The 18,425-nt window shown below is 58.6% G+C and carries 16 protein-coding genes; 6 read left to right on the forward strand and 10 right to left on the reverse strand.

Annotated elements, in window-relative coordinates; translation table 11 throughout:
• Positions 1-21: 21 nt before the first annotated feature.
• From FHX05_RS21435 to FHX05_RS21475, 9 genes are all read right to left on the reverse strand, one after another.
• Positions 22-891 carry a shikimate dehydrogenase gene (locus FHX05_RS21435; protein WP_183874347.1) on the reverse strand — a complete coding sequence of 290 codons (870 nt, stop codon included), beginning with the start codon at positions 889-891 and terminating at the stop codon, positions 22-24.
• A 142-nt stretch (positions 892-1,033) separates the two neighbouring features.
• Positions 1,034-1,705, reverse strand: a complete 672-nt coding sequence (locus tag FHX05_RS21440; protein WP_183874349.1) for a TetR family transcriptional regulator — start codon at positions 1,703-1,705, stop codon at positions 1,034-1,036.
• Between the two features lie 83 nt (positions 1,706-1,788).
• Positions 1,789-3,675: a sugar phosphate isomerase/epimerase and 4-hydroxyphenylpyruvate domain-containing protein gene (locus FHX05_RS21445; protein WP_183874351.1), complete on the reverse strand. Its 1,887-nt coding sequence runs from the start codon at positions 3,673-3,675 to the stop codon at positions 1,789-1,791.
• Positions 3,676-3,757: 82 nt separating this feature from the next.
• Positions 3,758-5,098: an MFS transporter gene (locus FHX05_RS21450; RefSeq protein ID WP_183874353.1), complete on the reverse strand. Its 1,341-nt coding sequence runs from the start codon at positions 5,096-5,098 to the stop codon at positions 3,758-3,760.
• 228 nt (positions 5,099-5,326) lie between these two features.
• A complete protein-coding gene (locus tag FHX05_RS21455) occupies positions 5,327-6,631 on the reverse strand; it encodes a hemolysin family protein (protein ID WP_183874355.1) in 1,305 nt (434 codons plus the stop codon).
• A 108-nt stretch (positions 6,632-6,739) separates the two neighbouring features.
• A complete protein-coding gene (locus tag FHX05_RS21460; RefSeq protein WP_183874357.1) occupies positions 6,740-7,648 on the reverse strand; it encodes a TIGR03571 family LLM class oxidoreductase in 909 nt (302 codons plus the stop codon).
• A gap of 168 nt (positions 7,649-7,816) precedes the next feature.
• The gene (locus FHX05_RS21465; RefSeq protein WP_183874359.1) at positions 7,817-8,179 is read right to left on the reverse strand and encodes a PsiF family protein; all 363 of its coding nucleotides are present in this window, start codon (positions 8,177-8,179) and stop codon (positions 7,817-7,819) included.
• Positions 8,180-8,318: 139 nt separating this feature from the next.
• On the reverse strand, positions 8,319-9,446 hold the full coding sequence (locus FHX05_RS21470; RefSeq protein WP_183874361.1) for an S-(hydroxymethyl)glutathione dehydrogenase/class III alcohol dehydrogenase: 1,128 nt from the start codon (positions 9,444-9,446) through the stop codon (positions 8,319-8,321).
• Between the two features lie 50 nt (positions 9,447-9,496).
• Positions 9,497-10,330 (reverse strand): TIM barrel protein, encoded by an 834-nt coding sequence (locus FHX05_RS21475; protein WP_183874363.1) that lies wholly within the window; start codon positions 10,328-10,330, stop codon positions 9,497-9,499.
• Between the two features lie 302 nt (positions 10,331-10,632).
• Between FHX05_RS21475 and FHX05_RS21480 the strand changes: the two genes are divergently transcribed.
• The 3 genes from FHX05_RS21480 (at position 10,633) to FHX05_RS21490 (ending at position 13,579) form a co-directional block, all read left to right on the forward strand.
• A complete protein-coding gene (locus tag FHX05_RS21480; protein ID WP_183874365.1) occupies positions 10,633-11,667 on the forward strand; it encodes a sterol desaturase family protein in 1,035 nt (344 codons plus the stop codon).
• A 356-nt stretch (positions 11,668-12,023) separates the two neighbouring features.
• The gene (locus FHX05_RS21485) at positions 12,024-12,341 is read left to right on the forward strand and encodes a MocE family 2Fe-2S type ferredoxin (RefSeq protein ID WP_112339297.1); all 318 of its coding nucleotides are present in this window, start codon (positions 12,024-12,026) and stop codon (positions 12,339-12,341) included.
• Positions 12,338-13,579 (forward strand): FAD-dependent oxidoreductase, encoded by a 1,242-nt coding sequence (locus tag FHX05_RS21490; protein WP_183874367.1) that lies wholly within the window; start codon positions 12,338-12,340, stop codon positions 13,577-13,579. The genes FHX05_RS21485 and FHX05_RS21490 overlap by 4 nt, the downstream gene beginning before the upstream one ends.
• 80 nt (positions 13,580-13,659) lie before the next feature.
• Here the strand turns inward: FHX05_RS21490 and FHX05_RS21495 are convergent, their stop codons facing one another.
• Positions 13,660-14,580: a sugar-binding domain-containing protein gene (locus FHX05_RS21495; RefSeq protein ID WP_183874369.1), complete on the reverse strand. Its 921-nt coding sequence runs from the start codon at positions 14,578-14,580 to the stop codon at positions 13,660-13,662.
• A 228-nt stretch (positions 14,581-14,808) separates the two neighbouring features.
• Here FHX05_RS21495 and FHX05_RS21500 point away from each other — a divergent pair, with 228 nt between their 5' ends.
• The 3 genes from FHX05_RS21500 (at position 14,809) to FHX05_RS21510 (ending at position 18,387) form a co-directional block, all read left to right on the forward strand.
• Positions 14,809-15,750, forward strand: coding sequence for a tagatose-bisphosphate aldolase (locus FHX05_RS21500; RefSeq protein ID WP_183874371.1), 942 nt, complete (start codon positions 14,809-14,811; stop codon positions 15,748-15,750).
• Entirely contained in the window at positions 15,743-17,170 is a 1,428-nt protein-coding gene (locus tag FHX05_RS21505) for an ROK family protein (RefSeq protein ID WP_183874373.1), read from the forward strand. Before FHX05_RS21500 ends, FHX05_RS21505 begins: the two co-directional genes overlap by 8 nt.
• A gap of 227 nt (positions 17,171-17,397) precedes the next feature.
• On the forward strand, positions 17,398-18,387 hold the full coding sequence (locus FHX05_RS21510) for a substrate-binding domain-containing protein (protein ID WP_112414954.1): 990 nt from the start codon (positions 17,398-17,400) through the stop codon (positions 18,385-18,387).
• Positions 18,388-18,425: the final 38 nt, after the last annotated feature.

Genomic DNA, 18,425 nt, shown 5'->3' on the forward strand with positions numbered 1-18,425 from the left:
TGAGGATAAACGGGCTTTTCGTCAGGAGCGCAACGAATTGAAGTGCTGCATCATACGGTTCGCATCCGGACGCATGCCCGTGAATAGTTCGAAAGCCTTTACGGCCTGAAATACCGCCATGCCGCCGCCGTCGAGTACGCGGCATCCTGCCTGCTTGGCGCGCTTCACCAATTCGGTTTCTATCGGGAAGTAAACGATTTCGGCAACCCAAAGGCGCTCCGTTAAAAGCCGTCTGTCGAGCGGTAGGCCCGGATGCGCATCCATACCGGTTGGGGTTGCGTGGACCAGGCCATCCGCGGCATCAAGCGCGGCGACAAGATCATGACCGATCGAGAAACGACAGGCATCGTGTGCCGGCTGAAGCTGCTCCACGAGAGCCTGTGCACGCTTGGGATCCAGATCGAATATCTCTATGGAGCGCGCGCCCATCTCGGCCGTTGCATGCGCGACGGCAACACCTGCGCCACCTGCTCCTAGCTGTACGACATGACCAAGCGCAACGCCGGCCAGCCCGCGACGGAAGCTTTCAGCAAAGCCCCACCAATCGGTGTTATGGCCGATCCTGCTCTTTCCATGAAAGGTGATCGTATTGATGGATCCCAGCGTCTGGGCATCAGGCGATAGCTCATCCACAAGTGCAACAGCCGCCTGCTTGCAAGGGTGCGTGATGTTGAGACCGGCAAAACCCTGCGCTTCGGCTTCATCGATAAGTGCAGGCAAATCCGAGACCGATAGACCGCGGGCATCCAGGTCGATGAGGTCGTAGCGATAGGACAGTCCGCAATGCTCGCCTTCGCGCATATGCATGGCCGGCGTGAGCGACCGGCCAATGCCGGCGCCGATTAATCCGACGCGAAGCTGACGCGGAACGATTGCGGTTTGGGTGTTCAATTTTTCCTCCCGAGCAGCGAAATAAGGCTATGCCACGTGGTTTTGCGACAAAATGTACGAACTAGTACGTGAAGTCAACGTGAGGCGCAGTTTTGCATGCCGGCTGGAGCCGCCGACGGAACTCAAACAGTTTGACGCGAATTCAGATCGAGTCGGGGGACGGATTTTTCAGAAAGGCAAGAATGGCGTCTATTATCAAAGATTTGTGACGTTTCTTCAATTCTTCTGATGAAAGGTCGCGCTCGAAGATCGCTCCGAAAGTATGCCGATTGGAAACGCGAAAAAAGCACTGCGCGCTGATCATCATGTGTAAATCGACGGGATCGACGCGGCGCACGAAGCTGCCATCGGCATAACCCCTTTCGAGAATTTGTGAGATGATGTCGATGACCGCGATGTTCATTTGCGACAGGACGACCGAACGTTTCATATGCTCCGCGCGATGAATGTTCTCGATACTGACCAGGCGGACGAAATCCGGATTTTGATCATCGTGATCAAAGGTGCTTGCAATCAATTGCGCCATAGCCTGAACGGGCGGCATGTTTTCGAGATCGAGTTCGCTCTCGAGCGTGCGGATCTTCGTGTAAGCCTGCTCCAGGACAGCGAGATAGAGCCCTTCCTTGCTACCGAAATAGTAGTAAATCATGCGCTTGGACGTCTTGGTGCGCTCGGCAATCTCGTCGACGCGCGCCCCGGAAAAGCCAGCCGCGACAAATTCCTCGGTTGCGATCTTGAGGATATTTTCTTTGGTCGCGTCTGGATCGTTCTTTCGCGCAATACGCTCTATCTTCGCCGCTTGCGATTTGGTCATGCCCTCTGCCCGTCTTCCTGGGCGCTCCGGCCCATCATTGAAGATCAAAGCTTTAACATAGGCTTCGCGCTGATGGGGAGAGCCTAAAGTTTCGGTACACCAATTGGCCGCAGATGCCGCCGGAGCGCCGCAATGCGAAAAATGGCGTTTGCCGCACCATAGCCGCGATAGCCGCTGCGCTGAACGATTTCGAAGAAGAAACCTTCGCCATAGGTCGGGCTATAGAGCTGGAAATATTCGCCATAATCGTCTCGATCGTAGAGAATATTATGTGCCTTCAGACGATCGGTGAAGGTCGGCTCCAGGCCGAATCTCGCCTCGAGATCGTCGTAATAATTGGGCGAGATCATCAACGTCGCAAAACCATTTTTCGACAAAGCTACCGCTGTCGCGAAAATATCGTCGGTCGAAAAGGCCAGGTGTTGAATCCCGGAGCCGAAAGTCTCGGCAATGAAATGTCCCGCCAAGGTATTGCGATTTTCCGCACCGTTCAAAGTAATACGCAAAGTTCCCGGCTCGTTTTCGACCACCTGGCTGCGGACGACACCGGCGGGATCGATAATGTCGACCATCGGTGTCTTATGCGCCTTCAAGATCGCGGTGTAAAAGAGTAGCCAGGTCAGCAACTCCTCATATTTCATGGTTTGCGCAACATGATCTATTCCCGTCAGTCCGACCGGTCGGAGATCAGCATCGTCGTCGATCGGATCGAATTCGGTCTCCCATATGCGAGCGAGCGCGCTCCCCCGATCCAGGAAATAAAGGATGCCGCCGCCGACGCCTCTTATGGCCGGCATTTTTATTTCACCAGGCTTCAGGGGCTGCTCAAAGCGTTCGGCGCCGAGGGCGACAGCCCGTGCGACCGCAGCCTCAGCATCATCCACCCACAATCCCATCGCATAGGCCGACTGCCCATGCAGGGCATAGGACACGCCGGCAAACCCATGCGGATCGGTATTGACGACGAGATTGATATTGCCTTGCCGGAAGACGTCGACGCGCTTGCTCTTGTGGTGCCCGACATGGCGAAAGCCCAGGGCACGCAACCGACCCGAGAGGACGGATGTCTCCGCTTCATCGACGGTAAATTCGATAAAGGCAACGCCCTCCACCTCGGTGCGCGCCGGCATCGGCGGCAGGGTAAGGCCGCTGCTTTCCGCGCGGCGCACTTGGTCGCCGAGATAAATGAGCGAACGCCGGCCATCGACGGCAATGGCGGTCGGCGAGCCGCCACGAAACTGGTCGTTGAAAATTTCGAGAGAGAGATAGCCGTCATAGCCTGTCGCCGCGACGGCTTTCATGAAGTCAAGCACGGGAAGGTCGCCCTCGCCCGGCATGTTGCGGAAATGACGGCTCCAATAGAGGAGATCCATGTCGATCAACGGCGCATCGGCAAGCTGGATGATGAAGATCTTCTCTTTCGGTATTGACCGGATCGAATTGACATCGATCTTGCGCGAGAGCGTATGGAAGCTGTCGAGAATGAGGCCGATATTCGGATGATCGGCCCGACGGACGATTTCCCAGGCGTCGCGATGGTCGTGAATGTGCCGGCCCCAGGCAAGTGCTTCATAGCCAACGCGCAAGCCGCGCTTGGCCGCCCTCTCCCCGAGTTCGTAGAAGTCAGCCGCTGCGCGATCGATGCCCCCCATCGCGACCGATGAAACATTCGAGCAGACAAGCACGAGATCCGTGCCCATCTCCTGCATCAGGTCGAACTTGCGTTCGGCGCGGTCGAAGGTCCGGCTGCGCAAGGGCTCCGGCATGCCTTCAAAATCTCTGAAGGGCTGAAAGAGCGTGATCTCCAGCCCATGGTCGCGGACCATTTGACCGACCTGGCGTGGCGATTCATCGAAAGCGAGGAAATCGTTCTCGAAGATCTCGACACCATCGAAACCAGCCTTGGCGATGGCGTGAAGCTTTTCCTTCAAGTCACCGCTGATCGAAACGGTCGCAATCGAGGTTTTCATTGTTTCATCCCATTCACGTGGTGGTTTTCAACAAGCTTGTCCGCGATCGCGACACGTCATCGTCCAGATCGGCTTCTGACGTCTAGACCGTCCGATCGGCGTGGTTCATCGAGCCTGCGAAGCGCCGCGCATCCTTGCCGAGTTGATCGATCGGCGTTTTATAAGTCTCCGTCGCGGTTGCGGCGGAAATGGCGGCAATCAAGGCTGTGATCGAGGTAAACAAGGCAACCGGCACCCATCCCATGGGACCGCTGCCCATAAGGGCGGCGCTGATCGTCGGAGCAAAGCCGCCAAGCGCAAAACCGATCTGGGTGCCGACGGCCATGCCGGACAGACGCACGCGGGTGTCGAACATTTCCGCATAGAGCGCCGGCCAGATGCCGTTGGATGCGCTGTAAACAACACCTGAGAGCAGAATGCCGAGGATGAAGACGAGCGTGAGGTTATTCTGGCTGATTGCCCAGATATAGGGCCATATCAGAAGCGCGCAGCCGATGGCGCCGAAAATGAAGACCGGTTTGCGGCCGATTCGGTCCGCCAGAATGGCCCAAGCCGGAATGGCGCCAAGCGCCACGATGTTGGCGAGCACCAGAACGGTCAGCATCGTCGAGCGATCGATATGCATGGTGTTGACAGCATAGGAGAGCGTGAAGACGCTGAAAATCGTGCTGACCACGGAAATCAAGGCGGCAAAGATGATACGCAGCACATCGGCCCAATAGTTGGCAAACAGCGAGACCAGCGGCAGCCTGACCACATCGCCTTTCTTCGTCTCTTCAAGGAAAGCGGGCGTTTCCGCGAGCGTTCGACGAACCCAGAAGCCGACGATAACGACAGCGAAACTCAGGAAAAATGGGATGCGCCAGCCCCATGAGAGCAAAGCGGCTTCGTCCAGCGTTCCCAACGGAATGAAGACGAGGGTCGCAAGGATCAGGCCCGCTTGTGTCCCGCTCAGCGTAAAGCTTGTAAAGAAGGCCCGGCGGTTCTCGGGAGCATGCTCGAGGGTCATCGAGCTTGCTCCGGCCTGCTCTCCCGCAGCCGAAATACCCTGCAGCAATCGCGCGAAAACCAGGAGGATCGGAGCCAGGATGCCAGCCTGGCCATAGGTCGGCAGGCAACCGATAATAAAGGTCGAGAATCCCATGAGAAGCAGCGTGAAGGTCAGCACTTTTTTGCGACCGAACTTGTCGCCGATGTGACCCAGGATCACCGCACCCAATGGCCGCATGATGTAGGCCACGCCGAAGGTCGCAAAAGAAGCGATTGCCGCTGTCTGCGGATCTTCCGCTGAAAAGAATATTTTCGGAAAGATCAGCGCCGCGGCCGTCCCATAGACAAAGAAATCGTAATATTCGACGGCACTTCCCAGCCAGCTGGCAAAAGCGGCGCGCCTAGGCGTCTTATGATCAGTTGATATCGTCATCGTTGTTCCTCCCCAGACAATTCCAATTTCAAGGAAATGCAGCGAGCGGCAACGCCGAATCTACCTTCCGCGCCCCCTTCGCATGGCATTCAAGCCGATCTTGGCAGTCACCGTGCTGCTTCGGGCAGCAGGTACTCCTCCTCTGAGGAAATAATGTACGAACTAGTTCGTTTTGTAAAGAGACGTGCTTAGATGATCATGGGCGTGTCATGCATCTCAATCCAGCTGTCAAAGGCTACTATCGCTGCCGCCGTTTTCCGAGCTCACCAGCAGCTTGTCGATCCTGCGGCCGTCGAGATCCACGACCTCGAAGCGCCAGCCGTTTTTCGTGAAGCTTTCGCCCACATCCGGAAGATGGCGCAGCTCCTGCAGCACGAAGCCTGCAACCGTCTGGTAGTCGCGATCGTCTTCGATCTGGAGGTTCATGAAATCGGCGAACTCGTCGATAGGCATCCAGCCGGACACGAGATAGCTGCCGTCGTGGCGACGGACGATTGCCTGTTCGCCGCCGGCGTCTTCTTCTTCCTGAACGGCTCCCAAAATGGCTTCCAGGATGTCACCCGACGTGATGACGCCTTCGAAATGCCCGTATTCGTCATAGACGAGCACCATGTGCGAAGAGGAGCGACGCAGAGCCTTGACGACGTCAAGGGCGCTTGAAAGATCCGAAACGATCGGCACCTGCTTGCCGAGCTTCAGAATGTCAGGCTGACCGCCGGAAGCCAGTGCGTCGAAGAAATCCCTTGTTGTCAGCACCCCAACGATCTCGTCGGAGCTGTCCTTGCGTAACGGCAGCCGCGCTTTTTCGGTGCGGCGAATCTGCTCGCGAACCTTGCCGAAGCTATCTTCGATATCGATAACCTCCACGTCGCGACGCGGCGTCATCAATGCCCTTGCGGTTCGGTCGGCCAATCGCATGACGCCCGAGATCATCGCCTGCTCTTCCGTTGCGATGATGCCGGCGCTCTGTGCCTCCGCCAGAACCGTCTTGATTTCCTCGTCGCTAACGCCATCGGCAACCTTGCCGGATTGACCAAGCGCCCTCAGAACCAGCCGTCCCGAGAGGTCGAGCAACCAGACGAGCGGGGCTGCAGCTCGGGAAAGGAACACCATGGCCGGCGCGACTTTGCTGGCGACCAATTCCGGCGCCCGGAGAGCAACCTGCTTCGGTACGAGTTCGCCGATAATCAACGATAGATAGGTGATGGCCATTACAACGGAACCAACGCCGATGGCATCGGCGGCTGCGACCGAAAGACCTTGCGCGGCAAGCCAACCCGACAGTCGAGCGCCAAGTGTGGCGCCCGAGAAGGCGCCGGACAGGACGCCGACGAGCGTGATGCCGATCTGTACCGTTGAGAGGAAGCGGCCCGGCTCCTCGGCCAACCTTATCGCCATGGTCGCGCCTCTGCTGCCTTGATCCGATAACACTTTCAGACGGGCAGGGCGGGATGAGACGATCGCCAATTCCGACATGGCAAGCACGCCGTTCAGGAGGGTGAGGACGATGACGATAGAAATTTCGAGAAGCAAAATCGGCCCTTTTTGGTTGCAGCGGAAAGATAGGTGGCAAGGGCTGCAAAAGCCAGGGTCACAGGGATAGGATTTCCACGACGCTACCATCGAGGGCAATTGGCGAAGCTACTGCAAAGCCGGCAAAATATCCGCTGCGATCTCTTCCAAGACGTCGCCGACCGGTCTGCCTTGGACAACGAGATTGAAGGCGACGTGATGAATGCCGGCTTCACGCATTGCCGACAAGGCGTCGATAAGCCCTCGCCTACCGGTTCTGCCGCCAAGATTGATCTCCTCATAGGAGGCCTGCGGGTTGTCGAGCAGTTCCAGCACCATGGACTGGCCGAAGCCGCGAAAATCCGTGGTTACCTTGGCTTGGGCATTATGCCAAAGCGCCAACCGGTCTTTCTGAACGGGTAGCGGCCGGTAATAAGTCATCCAGGCTGTTGCGTGGCGGGCAATCCATTCGAGCGATTGCGACGATGAACCGACCGCCACCAGGGGAATGGAGGGTTGTTGCAGCGCGGGCCTGATGGCGAACTCGTTTCGCACGCGACCGCCTTCATCGACGACCTTCTGATCCGGGCTAAGTGCAACGGCGAGCCGGTCCCAATGCGATTGAAAGAGCACTTTACGGTTCTCGATATCCTCTCCGAAAACATCATATTCGCTCGGTCGGTCTCCCGAACCGAGACCGAGGACGAGCCGGCCTTTCGAAAGGGAGGCGACGGACAGCGCGGCCTTGGCGATATGGAGCGGATGCCGCAAAGGCAGGACGATTGCACCGGTCGCCACATGGATATTGGAGGTGACAGCCGCCAAAGCTCCCAGGAAAACCCAGGGATCGGCATGTCCGATCGGGTCGGGGTAGCTTTCGCTATTGAGGGGAACATCCCTCACCCACAGCGCATCGAAACCCAATTTGTCGGCATGGGTTGCAATGCCGAGCTGAGTATCGAACTGAATGTCGGCCGCAGTTCGCGGCTGCGCCGGCAGTACTATGCCGAATGAAAGTCGGTCTGGATGGAAAAGCACGCCACGCCCTGAAGTTTATGTCCTTGCTTAAGGAGATAAGGCGACTTGCCTGCGGGAAAAAGGGCCGACGTGACGTGCGCGGTGATTGTGCGAGGTAGCGGTCCGCCCCGTGAAGCGGACTGTTACGATGAGCAGCTCCGGCGAGAGGCCGCGATTGCAGGTCGCTGTTCAGCTCGCGGTAATGCACTGCTTGACGTAATCGTGCAGCGCCTTCCTCTGCAAACCTTTACCTGTACCTTCGTCATGGCAGGTCTTGCGTTTTGCCAGGACTGGATACTTTTGCTGCAGGCAGCTTTTGACTGCGTCCTTGCGTGCCTGACCCTTGAGGCCCTGCCCTGTCGCATCCTGCCGGCAGGCTTGCCGCGCCGTCTTGATCTCATCCTTCGAGGGCATGGTGGACGATGGCGCCGATGTGGAAGACGTCGTGGCGGGAGCTGGCGTCGCAGGTGCCGTCGTTTGGGCGAAGACGACGGTTGCGGAAGATAGAGCGAAGAGAGCGGCGGCGGTCGCACCTAGCAACTTGCTGGTCATGGGCATATCCTTTTGCCTGAAGGTCATTCATGTTCAAACCGCCGACCCCATCACGAGGCCGGCGTTCTTCTTGAACGATGGCGATCGGCTTATCCGTCGCTTGGATCGCCAGAAACTTCCGGCGAGGACGCCTGTGCCGTCAGTAGATGACGACGCCGCGAACACTCTTTCCCGAATGCATGAGTTCAAAACCCTTGTTGATGTCTTCGAGGGGCATGGTGTGGGTGATCATCGGATCGATCTCGATCTTGCCCTCCATGTACCAGTCGACGATCTTCGGGACATCGGTGCGGCCACGCGCGCCGCCGAAGGCCGTGCCCATCCACGAGCGGCCCGTCACCAGCTGGAACGGACGCGTCGAGATCTCCTGGCCGGCGCCGGCAACGCCGATGACCACCGACTTGCCCCAGCCGCGATGGCTGGCTTCCAGCGCCTGGCGCATCACCTTGGTGTTGCCGGTGCAGTCGAAGGTATAGTCGGCACCGCCGATCTGGTCGGCCCCGCGCTTCGTCATGTTGACGAGATAGGGCACGATGTCGTCGCCGACTTCCTTCGGATTGACGAAATGCGTCATGCCGAAGCGCTCGCCCCATTCCTTCTTGTCATTGTTGAGATCGACACCGATGATCATGTCGGCACCGGCAAGCCTCAGGCCCTGGATAACATTGAGGCCGATGCCGCCAAGACCGAAGACGATGGCCGTTGCGCCCATCTCCACCTTGGCAGTGTTGATGACCGCACCGATGCCTGTGGTCACGCCGCAGCCGATATAGCAGATCTTGTCGAAGGGGGCGTCCGGATTGACCTTGGCGACGGCAATCTCCGGCAGCACGGTATAATTGGCGAAGGTCGAGCAGCCCATATAGTGATGGATCTTGTCCTTGCCGATCGAGAAGCGCGAGGTGCCGTCCGGCATCAGACCCTGGCCCTGGGTGGAGCGGATCGCCGTGCACAGATTGGTCTTGCGGGAAAGGCAGGAGGGGCATTCGCGGCATTCGGGGGTGTAGAGCGGAATGACGTGATCGCCCTTCTTCACCGAGGTCACTCCCGGTCCGACATCGACGACGATGCCGGCACCCTCATGGCCGAGGATCGCCGGAAACAGGCCTTCCGGATCGGCACCCGACAGGGTGAAATCATCGGTGTGGCAGATGCCGGTTGCCTTGACCTCGATCAGCACTTCGCCGGCCTTCGGCCCCTCAAGCTGAACCGTCATCACCTCAAGCGGCTTGCCAGCCGCGACCGCGACCGCTGCTCTTACGTCCATCGAAAATCCTCCAAAATCAATAGTCTATGATCGATATCTAATTCGACTTATCAGCCGGCTACCTTTGCCCATAAATCGAGTATTTCCTGCCGCATAAGCAGCGATTCTTCCCAGCGGTCGGTGGTATCTTCACCGTCCCTGCCGGTGATCGCATAAGGCTTGGGTCCGAGCTCGCAGGTGAAGGCGAGCGTTGCGTCCTCGTTGGCGCGCTTCTTCCAGCTTTTGAAGCCATATTCCCACCAGCCGAGGAAAAGGTCGACCCAGGGCCTGTGATGTGGGAAGGAAATCTCGATTTGGACCTGTTCGCGCGAGGCAACGCGGCCATGGAAAGCCCAGGAGCTATCCAGTATCCGATGAATAAGCGCATGGTTTTCGTCGGATACCGGCCAGGCAAATTCGCGCCCGACGAGGAAATGGGAGACATCCCCCAACAGCCGCAGATCCGGCAGCCGATCGAGGAGATCGAGCGTGAAGAATAGATCCGTCGTCATACGGTCGCGATGCGTCTCGATCCAGACGTCGATGCCGGCTTCTTCCGCCAGCCGCTGCCAACCCTCCAGCAATGGAATACAGTCCTCCAGCCGACGTAGCCGCACGTCCGGCTGCAGACAGATATGATGAACATTGTATTCGGCCGCGGTTTCCAGCACCGGCTTCAGATCGTCGACAGTCTTGGGAAAGCACTGACCTTCCGCCTGCAAGCCATGCTGCTTGAGCAGCGCTGCGACGCGGGAAACGATCTTGCGGTCGTACCAGTGGGTACTGATGCCATCGAAGCCCGCAGACGCGATCTTGTCGATGTTTTCTTCCAGAGAAAGCTCCGGATATTGCGCGCTGCGCCGCTCCATGGACCACAGCGACTGGAATATGAGCAAGTTCTGCATGGTTCCTCCCCTGCCAGTGCGCAGCTCAGATCATGAATCCGAGATCTTCGCCAGCCGGCGCGATGATGGCTTTTGATCATCGCGGCGTTTCATTGCAAAGCGGATGTATTCGCGAGCCGGGCGCCGGTGTCGTGAGGGTTTTTCATCAAGACGCTCTGGATGCCAAATCGCCACCTTTCCCTCCCCGATTGCGACTCAGAAAAGTTCCCGCCTCCGTGAGCAAATTTCATCAAATCAATGCTGTCGTTTCCAGCCGACGTCGCTGACACTGACCGCATAGTTCATCCACCGGGAGGCACATTATGGACGACACGCTCTATGGCACCCGCGACAAACGCGGCGACTGGAAACCCAACAAGCTTCTGCACTATCCGCCCGTCTTCATCTGGCCGGCCAAACCGATCGCTTTCCTGAAATGGTTCTTTGGATATCCCGGCTATCTGATGCCCTGGAATGCCGTCTATGCCGCCGTTGCAACGTTGCTGTGGCTCTACGCGACACCTTCCACGGAAACGATGAAGACACTGGCGCCGGGCTGGATTGCCTATCTCCTCCTGCGCAATGCCGCGCTGGTTTTCCTGTTCTTCGGCGCCTTTCATCTCCGCCTCTACATGCAGAAGAAGCAGGGCACGCGCTTCAAATATAATAGCAAGTGGCCGTCGAAGGATAACTCGGCCTTCCTTTTCAAAAACCAGACCGTCGACAACGTGATCTGGACCTTTGCGAGCGCCGTACCGCTCTGGACGGCATTCGAAGTTCTGACGCTATGGGCCTTTGCGAACGGCATCATTCCCTATGTCGACTTTGCCGAGCACCCCATCTATTGCATCATCATCATGCTGTTGATCCCGGCATTCCGTGATCTGCACTTCTATCTGGTGCATCGTCTGATCCACTGGCCGCCGCTCTATCATGCGGTCCACAAGCTGCATCACAACAACGTCAATCCCGGCCCCTGGTCAGGCCTCGCCATGCATCCGGTCGAACATCTTTTGTATTTCTCGGGCGTTCTCATCCATTGGATCTTGCCCTCCAATCCCATCCACGCCCTGTTCCATCTGACGCACGCCGCTCTTGCGCCGGCGCCAGGCCATGCCGGCTTCGACAAGATCGTGATCGGCGAGGAAGCCGGGATCGATACCCACGCCTATGACCATTATCTCCACCACAAGTTCTTCGAATGCAATTATGCCGATGGCGTCATCCCGCTCGACCAGTGGTTCGGCACTTTCCATGACGGCTCGAAGGAGGCCGAGGACCGCATGAACAAGCGCTTTATGGAGCGCGCCAAGAAATATACCGAAAAGCAGGCGCGCCGCTCCGGCACACCGAGCTAAAGCGGGTCGAAGGCCCGGCTGGGCTGCCGGGACCGTCATCTCACGACCGGCGATGACGGCAAATGCCGGAGCCTGCGGCCTCCTTCCGCAGGCTCCGGCTTTATTGTCTATCGATATGTGGATGTGAAGCCGACGTTTTCGGCCCTATAGCCTAGCCGCCCAGCGACGTGTCTTCTCCATGCAGCTCTTCCATGATGAAAAATGATCACAATCGACGTGGAATGCGAGGGGTGGTTTCGCGCATGCTGGGAACCACTCGGGAGGAAAAACGATGCGCGCTCAAAGCGTAATGTCGACCTGCTCCCAAGACTCGATAACGCCTTTCACGCCTTGGCGATTGCAATGAGGAGGAAGAAATGACGAACTGGGTTGATGCCTGCGCTGCCGACGAAATCGATCAGGAAGATGTTGTTCGTTTCGATCACGCCGGGCGAACCTTCGCGATCTACCGCAGCCCCGACGACGAGTATTTTGCTACAGATGGGCTTTGCACCCATGAGAAAATCCATCTGGCCGACGGGCTCGTGATGGACGACACAATCGAGTGTCCGAAGCACAATGGCCGCTTCAGTTACAAGACCGGAGAAGCACGGGGCGCGCCCGTCTGCATCAATCTGAAGACCTATCCGGTCAAAGTGGAAGGCGATCGCGTCATGATCGGGATCGGCGCATGAGCGGCGATGCGGGCATCATCATCGTCGGTGCCGGCGAATGTGGCGCACGCGCCGCATTGAGCCTGCGGGAGAACGGCTATCGGCGGGAGATCACCCTTATCGGCGATGAGGTTCATCTTCCCTACGAGCGACCGCCTCTTTCCAAGCAGGTCCTGCTCGATCACGCAGAGCCTCGGCTGCCCGCCGTTCTCAATGATGTCGCACTGGCTGAAAAGGCTATCCGGCATATCGGCGGCGTATCGGCTGACGCCATCGACGCAGCTGGAAAACGGCTCATTCTCTCGGATGATCGGGCCTTGTCTTACGACAAGTTACTGCTGACGACGGGGGCTGCACCCCGGCGACTGGCGAACACGCCCGCCAGTTCCCGGATCCTCTATCTGCGGACAATGGACGATGCGATTGCGCTTCGTTCCCATATCCGGGCAAATATGCATGTAGCCGTGCTTGGCGGCGGCTTTATCGGGCTGGAGGTTGCCGCATCGGCGCATAGCCGCGGCGCGAAAGTAACTGTCATCGAGTCTCAGGAACGTATTCTCAAACGCGGGGTACCCGAGCTGATCGCGGAAACGATCACAGCCCTGCACCAGCGCAACGGCGTCACCGTAAAATGCGGCATGGCGGTTCTCGGTATCGAAGCGGATGAACAACATGTCGGCATTTCCCTTTCCGACGGAAAGGTGATCGCTGCCGATGTGCTTGTTGTCGGGATCGGCGCGCAGCCACGCACCGAACTTGCTGCAAAAGCAGGCATTGCGATCGATAATGGCGTTGCAGTCAACGAGCACCTGGAAACCTCGATCGCCGACATCTTTGCCGCCGGCGACTGCTGTTCGTTTCCGCATCCGCTCTACGGCGGACGTCGGCTGCGTCTTGAAGCCTGGCGCAATGCGCAGGATCAGGGCATTCTCGCGGCGGCCAATTTGATGGGTGCGGCTCGCTGCTATCAGGCCGTCCCCTATTTCTGGTCCGACCAGTTTGATCATACGCTGCAAATCGCCGGCCTCGTCGACGAGGGGCGGACGGTCATCAGACGCGATCTGGATGACGGCGCCGTCATCCTGTTCCATCTCGACGCAGAACAAAGGCTGGTCGCTGCGAGCGGTGTGGGGCCCGGCAACAAGATCGCCAAGGATATCAAACTGAGCGAGATGCTGATTGCCAAGCGCATCATGCCGCCGATCGAAGCTTTGACGGATGGCGTGAACCTAAAATCGCTCTTGCCAAAGGCAGCGTAAGAGATTGCTGCCTGGTAAACTCATGAGCAGACACACAAGTGCTTGCCGTTTCTAAGCGCTAATCGCGCAGACAAAGGGTATCAGGATCGATCCTCGGCTTTCTGATGGGACGACAGGCGATCGAGAATGGCCTGCGCGGTATTGGCGTCCGTGACCAGCGCATTGATCATTCCCGATCGTGCCGCGCCGATAATGCCGCTCGCCTTGCCGGGAGTAGCGGCAACGGCGATGCAGAGCGGCACCTTGCGCAACTGTTGGGGAGAGGCTGCAATCATCCCTTCCTCTCCATCCCAGTGCAGGATTTCGCCCTCCTCGGTGACGTAGTGGCGCAGCACATCGCCGGCCGCGTGGCTCAGCGCCTTTTCGCCGGGTAACGCCGTTTCCGAGGGGTTTGCCGCATGTGTCAGTCCGACACCGACGATTGCCGCGTCCAGCCTGTCCCAGAGAGACGTCACCTGCTGGACCGTAGGATCTCCGAGAAATGCATCCCGGAGTTCGGTCGAAGAAATATAAGGCGCATGCAGGAAATGCGGCACGCCGCCCATCTGGACTGCCGCCTGGCGCACGAATTCATTGATCTGGAAGTGAGGCGCTGCATGCTGCATGCCGCCGTTCAGCGCGACCGTGACGATACCGGGCAACTGCGGCAGACCAGCCAATGTCACCTCGCGCACCGCCCGCCCCCAGCCGATGCCGAGCGTCGAACCCGAACGCAGGCCCGCCTGCTGCAGAAGCGAGCCGACAGGCGCGGCAAGCGCGCTCAGCACGTTTGATGACGGCGTATCGATCACTGCAGCGGTGCGCAGCTTCAGGCCGTCGATCAGTGCAGCACTCAGATCCTCGGCAGGTGAGAGATCGATGACTTCGATCCGGACGATCCCGACTGCCCGGGCTCGCTGCAGCAACCGTGAAACAGTCGCCGTCGACAGGCCAAGCTTCCTGGCAATATCCACCTGCGCCATATCGGATTGGTAGTGCAATTTGGCGACCGTGTGCAGCAACGCGCGATTTGCCGCAGCCTCCTGCGATTGAGACGAATTCAGGTTGAAATTCCTTTCTGCAATGTGTTACACGTATGGTACTTGAGGAGTTATCGCTTAAAAAGCCCGGTTTCGCAACGTTTATACCGCGCATGAGAGTCCTCAATTTCAGGAGCATTGCCCTCTTCGAGGAGTGGGGAAGGCGTGCTCGTATGGGTGCCGTTTCGCAACGGTTGGGGGAAGGATCACATGACGAAATTGACGACAGCGGAGATGCGCGGCTACCAGCAGATTTGCGGCAGCAACGGTGCCATGATGGTGATTGCCTGCGACCAGCGCGGCGGCATGCGCAGCCTTCTGGCCAAGGACCCGGCCGAGCAGGCTGCGATCTCCGACAAGGTGCTGGGGGATACAAAGGCCGATATCGCCCGCTTCCTCGCGAGCAAGGCGTCCTGTGTTCTCGTCGATCCCATCTGCGCCGTGCCGGCGCTGGTGGATGATCGGGTTCTTCAGCGCGATACCGCACTGCTGATCGGCCTCGATGCTTCCGGCTGGGATACATCGGCGGAAGGCTATCGTCTGTCGAAGCTGGTTCCCGGCATTTCCGCGCGCCGCGTGCGTCAGTTGGGGGCAACGGGCGGCAAGATCATGGTCTATCTGCGCTCGGATCGGGATGCGGCGAATGTGCACAACATCCAGATCCTGCAGCAGTGCATCGAAGATTTCGCGCATGAGGATCTTCTGCTGGTCGTTGAATTCCTGACTTACAAGTTCGAAGACGAGGATGAGGCCGACTACAAGGCGAAGCTGCCGTCTCTGATCGTCGGCGGCAGCAGGATCTGCCTCGATCTCGGCGCGAAGGTTTTGAAGATCCCCTATCCGGGCTCGTCGGAAGCCTGCGCCGAAGTCACGCGTCTTTCGGGCGACGTGCCGTGGGCGGTGCTGTCGGCCGGTGTCGACCATGCGACCTTCCTTACCCAGGTTGAGGATGCCATGCGCAACGGCGCTTCGGGTGTCATCGCCGGCCGCTCGCTCTGGAAGGACTGCATCTCGCTCGATCGTTCGGTAACGAAGGATCGGCTGGAGACGGTCGCAGTGCCGAGGCTTCGCGAAATCCAGGCCGTCATCGCGACGCACTTCAAGGGCACTGGCTCGCACGGCGCTGATCAAAGGCAGCGCGCCCATGGCTGACATCGCCATCGGCGTCGATATTGGCGGCACGAATATTCGTGCCGCCCTCGTCTCCGTTCAGGGCGAGATCCTTGCCAAGCTGTCGGAAAGAACCCCGACCGATCCGCTGTTGGCATTGGAGCGCGTCATCGCGATGGCGCGCGCGCTCGACACTCCTGAAGTTCTGGGGATCGGTGTCGGCATACCTGGGCGTGTCGATGTCGACAGTCGCGAAATCCTGTCTGGCGGCATTCTTAATCTCTCTGGCCTCGATTTCGCGCGGCGGATTGAGGCGGCACTTGGAAAGCCTGTCGCCATCGAGAATGATTGCAGCATGGCACTCATCGCCGAAATGCGGATTGGCGGCGCCAAGGGCTATCAAAATGTTGCGATGCTGACGATCGGAACGGGCATTGGCGGCGCGGTCGCCCATGCCGGGCGCATCTATCACGGACACAGGGCGGCCGGACAACTCGGCCATATTTGTGTATCGCAGGATGGCCCGCCCTGCCCCTGCGGCAGGCGCGGCTGTGTCGAAACCTTCAGTTCTGGAACCGCTTTGCGCCGACACATCGCTGAAGCGGGATTGTCGGTCGTAACAATCAAGGAGGTGTTCGACATGGCTGCCGACGGAGAAGATGCGGCCGTGCGCGTCTTGCGCCAATGGGCAGTCCCTTTACGAGCGGCACTCGATAATATCGCGGCGACGATGGATCCCGAAGTCATCCTGCTTGGCGGCGGGCTAGGCTGCGACGCGGCGCGTGCGCTTGCAGATCTGCCGGCGGCAGCGCCTTGGTTCTGCCCCGCAATATTGCCGGCCAAACTCGCCGATGACGCCGGCGTCATCGGCGCGGGCCTGTCGATTTTCACTGCCGATGCGCCGTCACAGGAAAAGCGGGCACAGGGAAAGCGAGTTGTCATGGTCAACGGCGTGTCGGCTTCCGGCAAAAGCAGGCTGGCCAAGGCTTTGTCGCTGCGGACCGGTTGGCCGGTCCTGTCCCTCGATGGCATCAAGAATCCGTTCCTGCAGCATATCGGACCAGTCGATCGCGACTTCAACCGGACTTTGGGAAAGGCGAGCTACCAGGCGATCTGGTCCATTATCGCGGATGCTCCGGCCGGCTCGACCTTCATCATCGACGCCTGGTTCGGCTTCCAGCCGAAAGCGCAGCTCGAAAACTATATCGAGGCTGCGAAAGTCGGGGATGTCGCGGAGCTGTGGTGCAAGGTGCCTGGAGCGGTCGCGGGCGAGCGTTATGCCAGCCGACTGACGGAGCGGTTGCCTGGGCATCCGGGCGCCGAATATGTGCCGGAATTGATAACGCTGGCGGATCGGGCCGAGCCTATGGGCTGCGGTGCAGTCATGACCGTCGACCAGACCAAAGAACCGGACATGGAGGTAATTCTCGCTTGGGTTTGGCAGGTATTCGACCGCCAATAATATCGGTCGCCGTCTGAATGGTCGGAACAAATTCGCAATAGTGCCGAACGCCGTGCGACGCTATGTCTTCGGCAGATTGCGATATTGCGATTGTAGTCGAATTGCTCAATTATATCAATTGGATATAAGAAATTCTTTGCGGAAAAAAATTACTTGACGTGCCGCAGTAACCCACTGATTATCGCGTTGCCGGACAGGGGAGGTTCGGTTTCAAGAGGAGGAAAATCATGGAGCGCCGCTCATTTCTGAAGGCTTCGGCCGTGGCATCGCTCGCGACCGGTGTTGCCGCTATTGCCGGCACCACACAGGCTGCAGATAAGAAATTTACGATTGCCCTTATTCCGGGGCTGACGACCGATGCCTTTTACATCACCATGCGCAAAGGCGCCGAGGCAGCGGCCAAGGCCGTCGGTGCGACGCTGGTGTTCCAGGGCGGCCCCGATTTCAACCCGGTAACGCAAGTTCCGGTTCTTGATGCGGTGATCGCCAAGAAGCCCGATGCGATCCTCATCGCGCCGACCGACAAGGATCAGCTGATCCAGCCGCTGAAAAAGGCAAATGATGCCGGCATCCCGATCATCACTGTCGATACATTCATCGGCACCGGTGTCTACCAGACCGGCAAGGGCGATGCCGATTTTCCGCTGGCTTACATCGCTTCCGACAACCTGCTCGGCGGTGCGATTGCCGCGCGCGCACTGGCAAAGGCTGTCGGAGAAAAGGGCAAGGTTTACGTTTCCAACGTCAAGCCCGGCATCTCGACCACCGATCAGCGCGAGCAGGGCTTCAAGGAGGAGATGAAGAAGTATCCGAACATCACTGTTCTGGAGACGCAATATAACGACGACGACGCCAACAAGGCGGCATCGCAGCTGCAGGCGGTTTTTGCCCGCAACTCCGATCTTGACGGCGTTTTCGGAGCCAATCTGTTCTCCGCTCTCGGTGCCGCCAACGGCGTGCAGCAGGCCGGCCAGACGGGGAAGATCCGCGTGGTTGCCTTCGATGCGCCGACATCGATCGTCGACAATATCAACTCCGGCCTCGTCGATCTGGCGATCGCACAGCACCCGGCGGAAATCGGCTATTTCGGCGTGATGGCAGCCTATGCGCATCTGACCGGCAATTCGATCCCGACGGCGATCGGCACCGGCTTCACGGTCATCGATAAATCGAACGTGACGGACAAGAACGTCGCGAAGTTCATCTACTCCGATTGATGCGGAGATAGTGTGTGCCTCGCCGATCGGCGAGGCAC

The sequence above is a fragment of the Rhizobium sp. BK491 genome (assembly GCF_014194925.1).
In the GTDB taxonomy this organism is placed as follows: Bacteria; Pseudomonadota; Alphaproteobacteria; order Rhizobiales; family Rhizobiaceae; genus Rhizobium.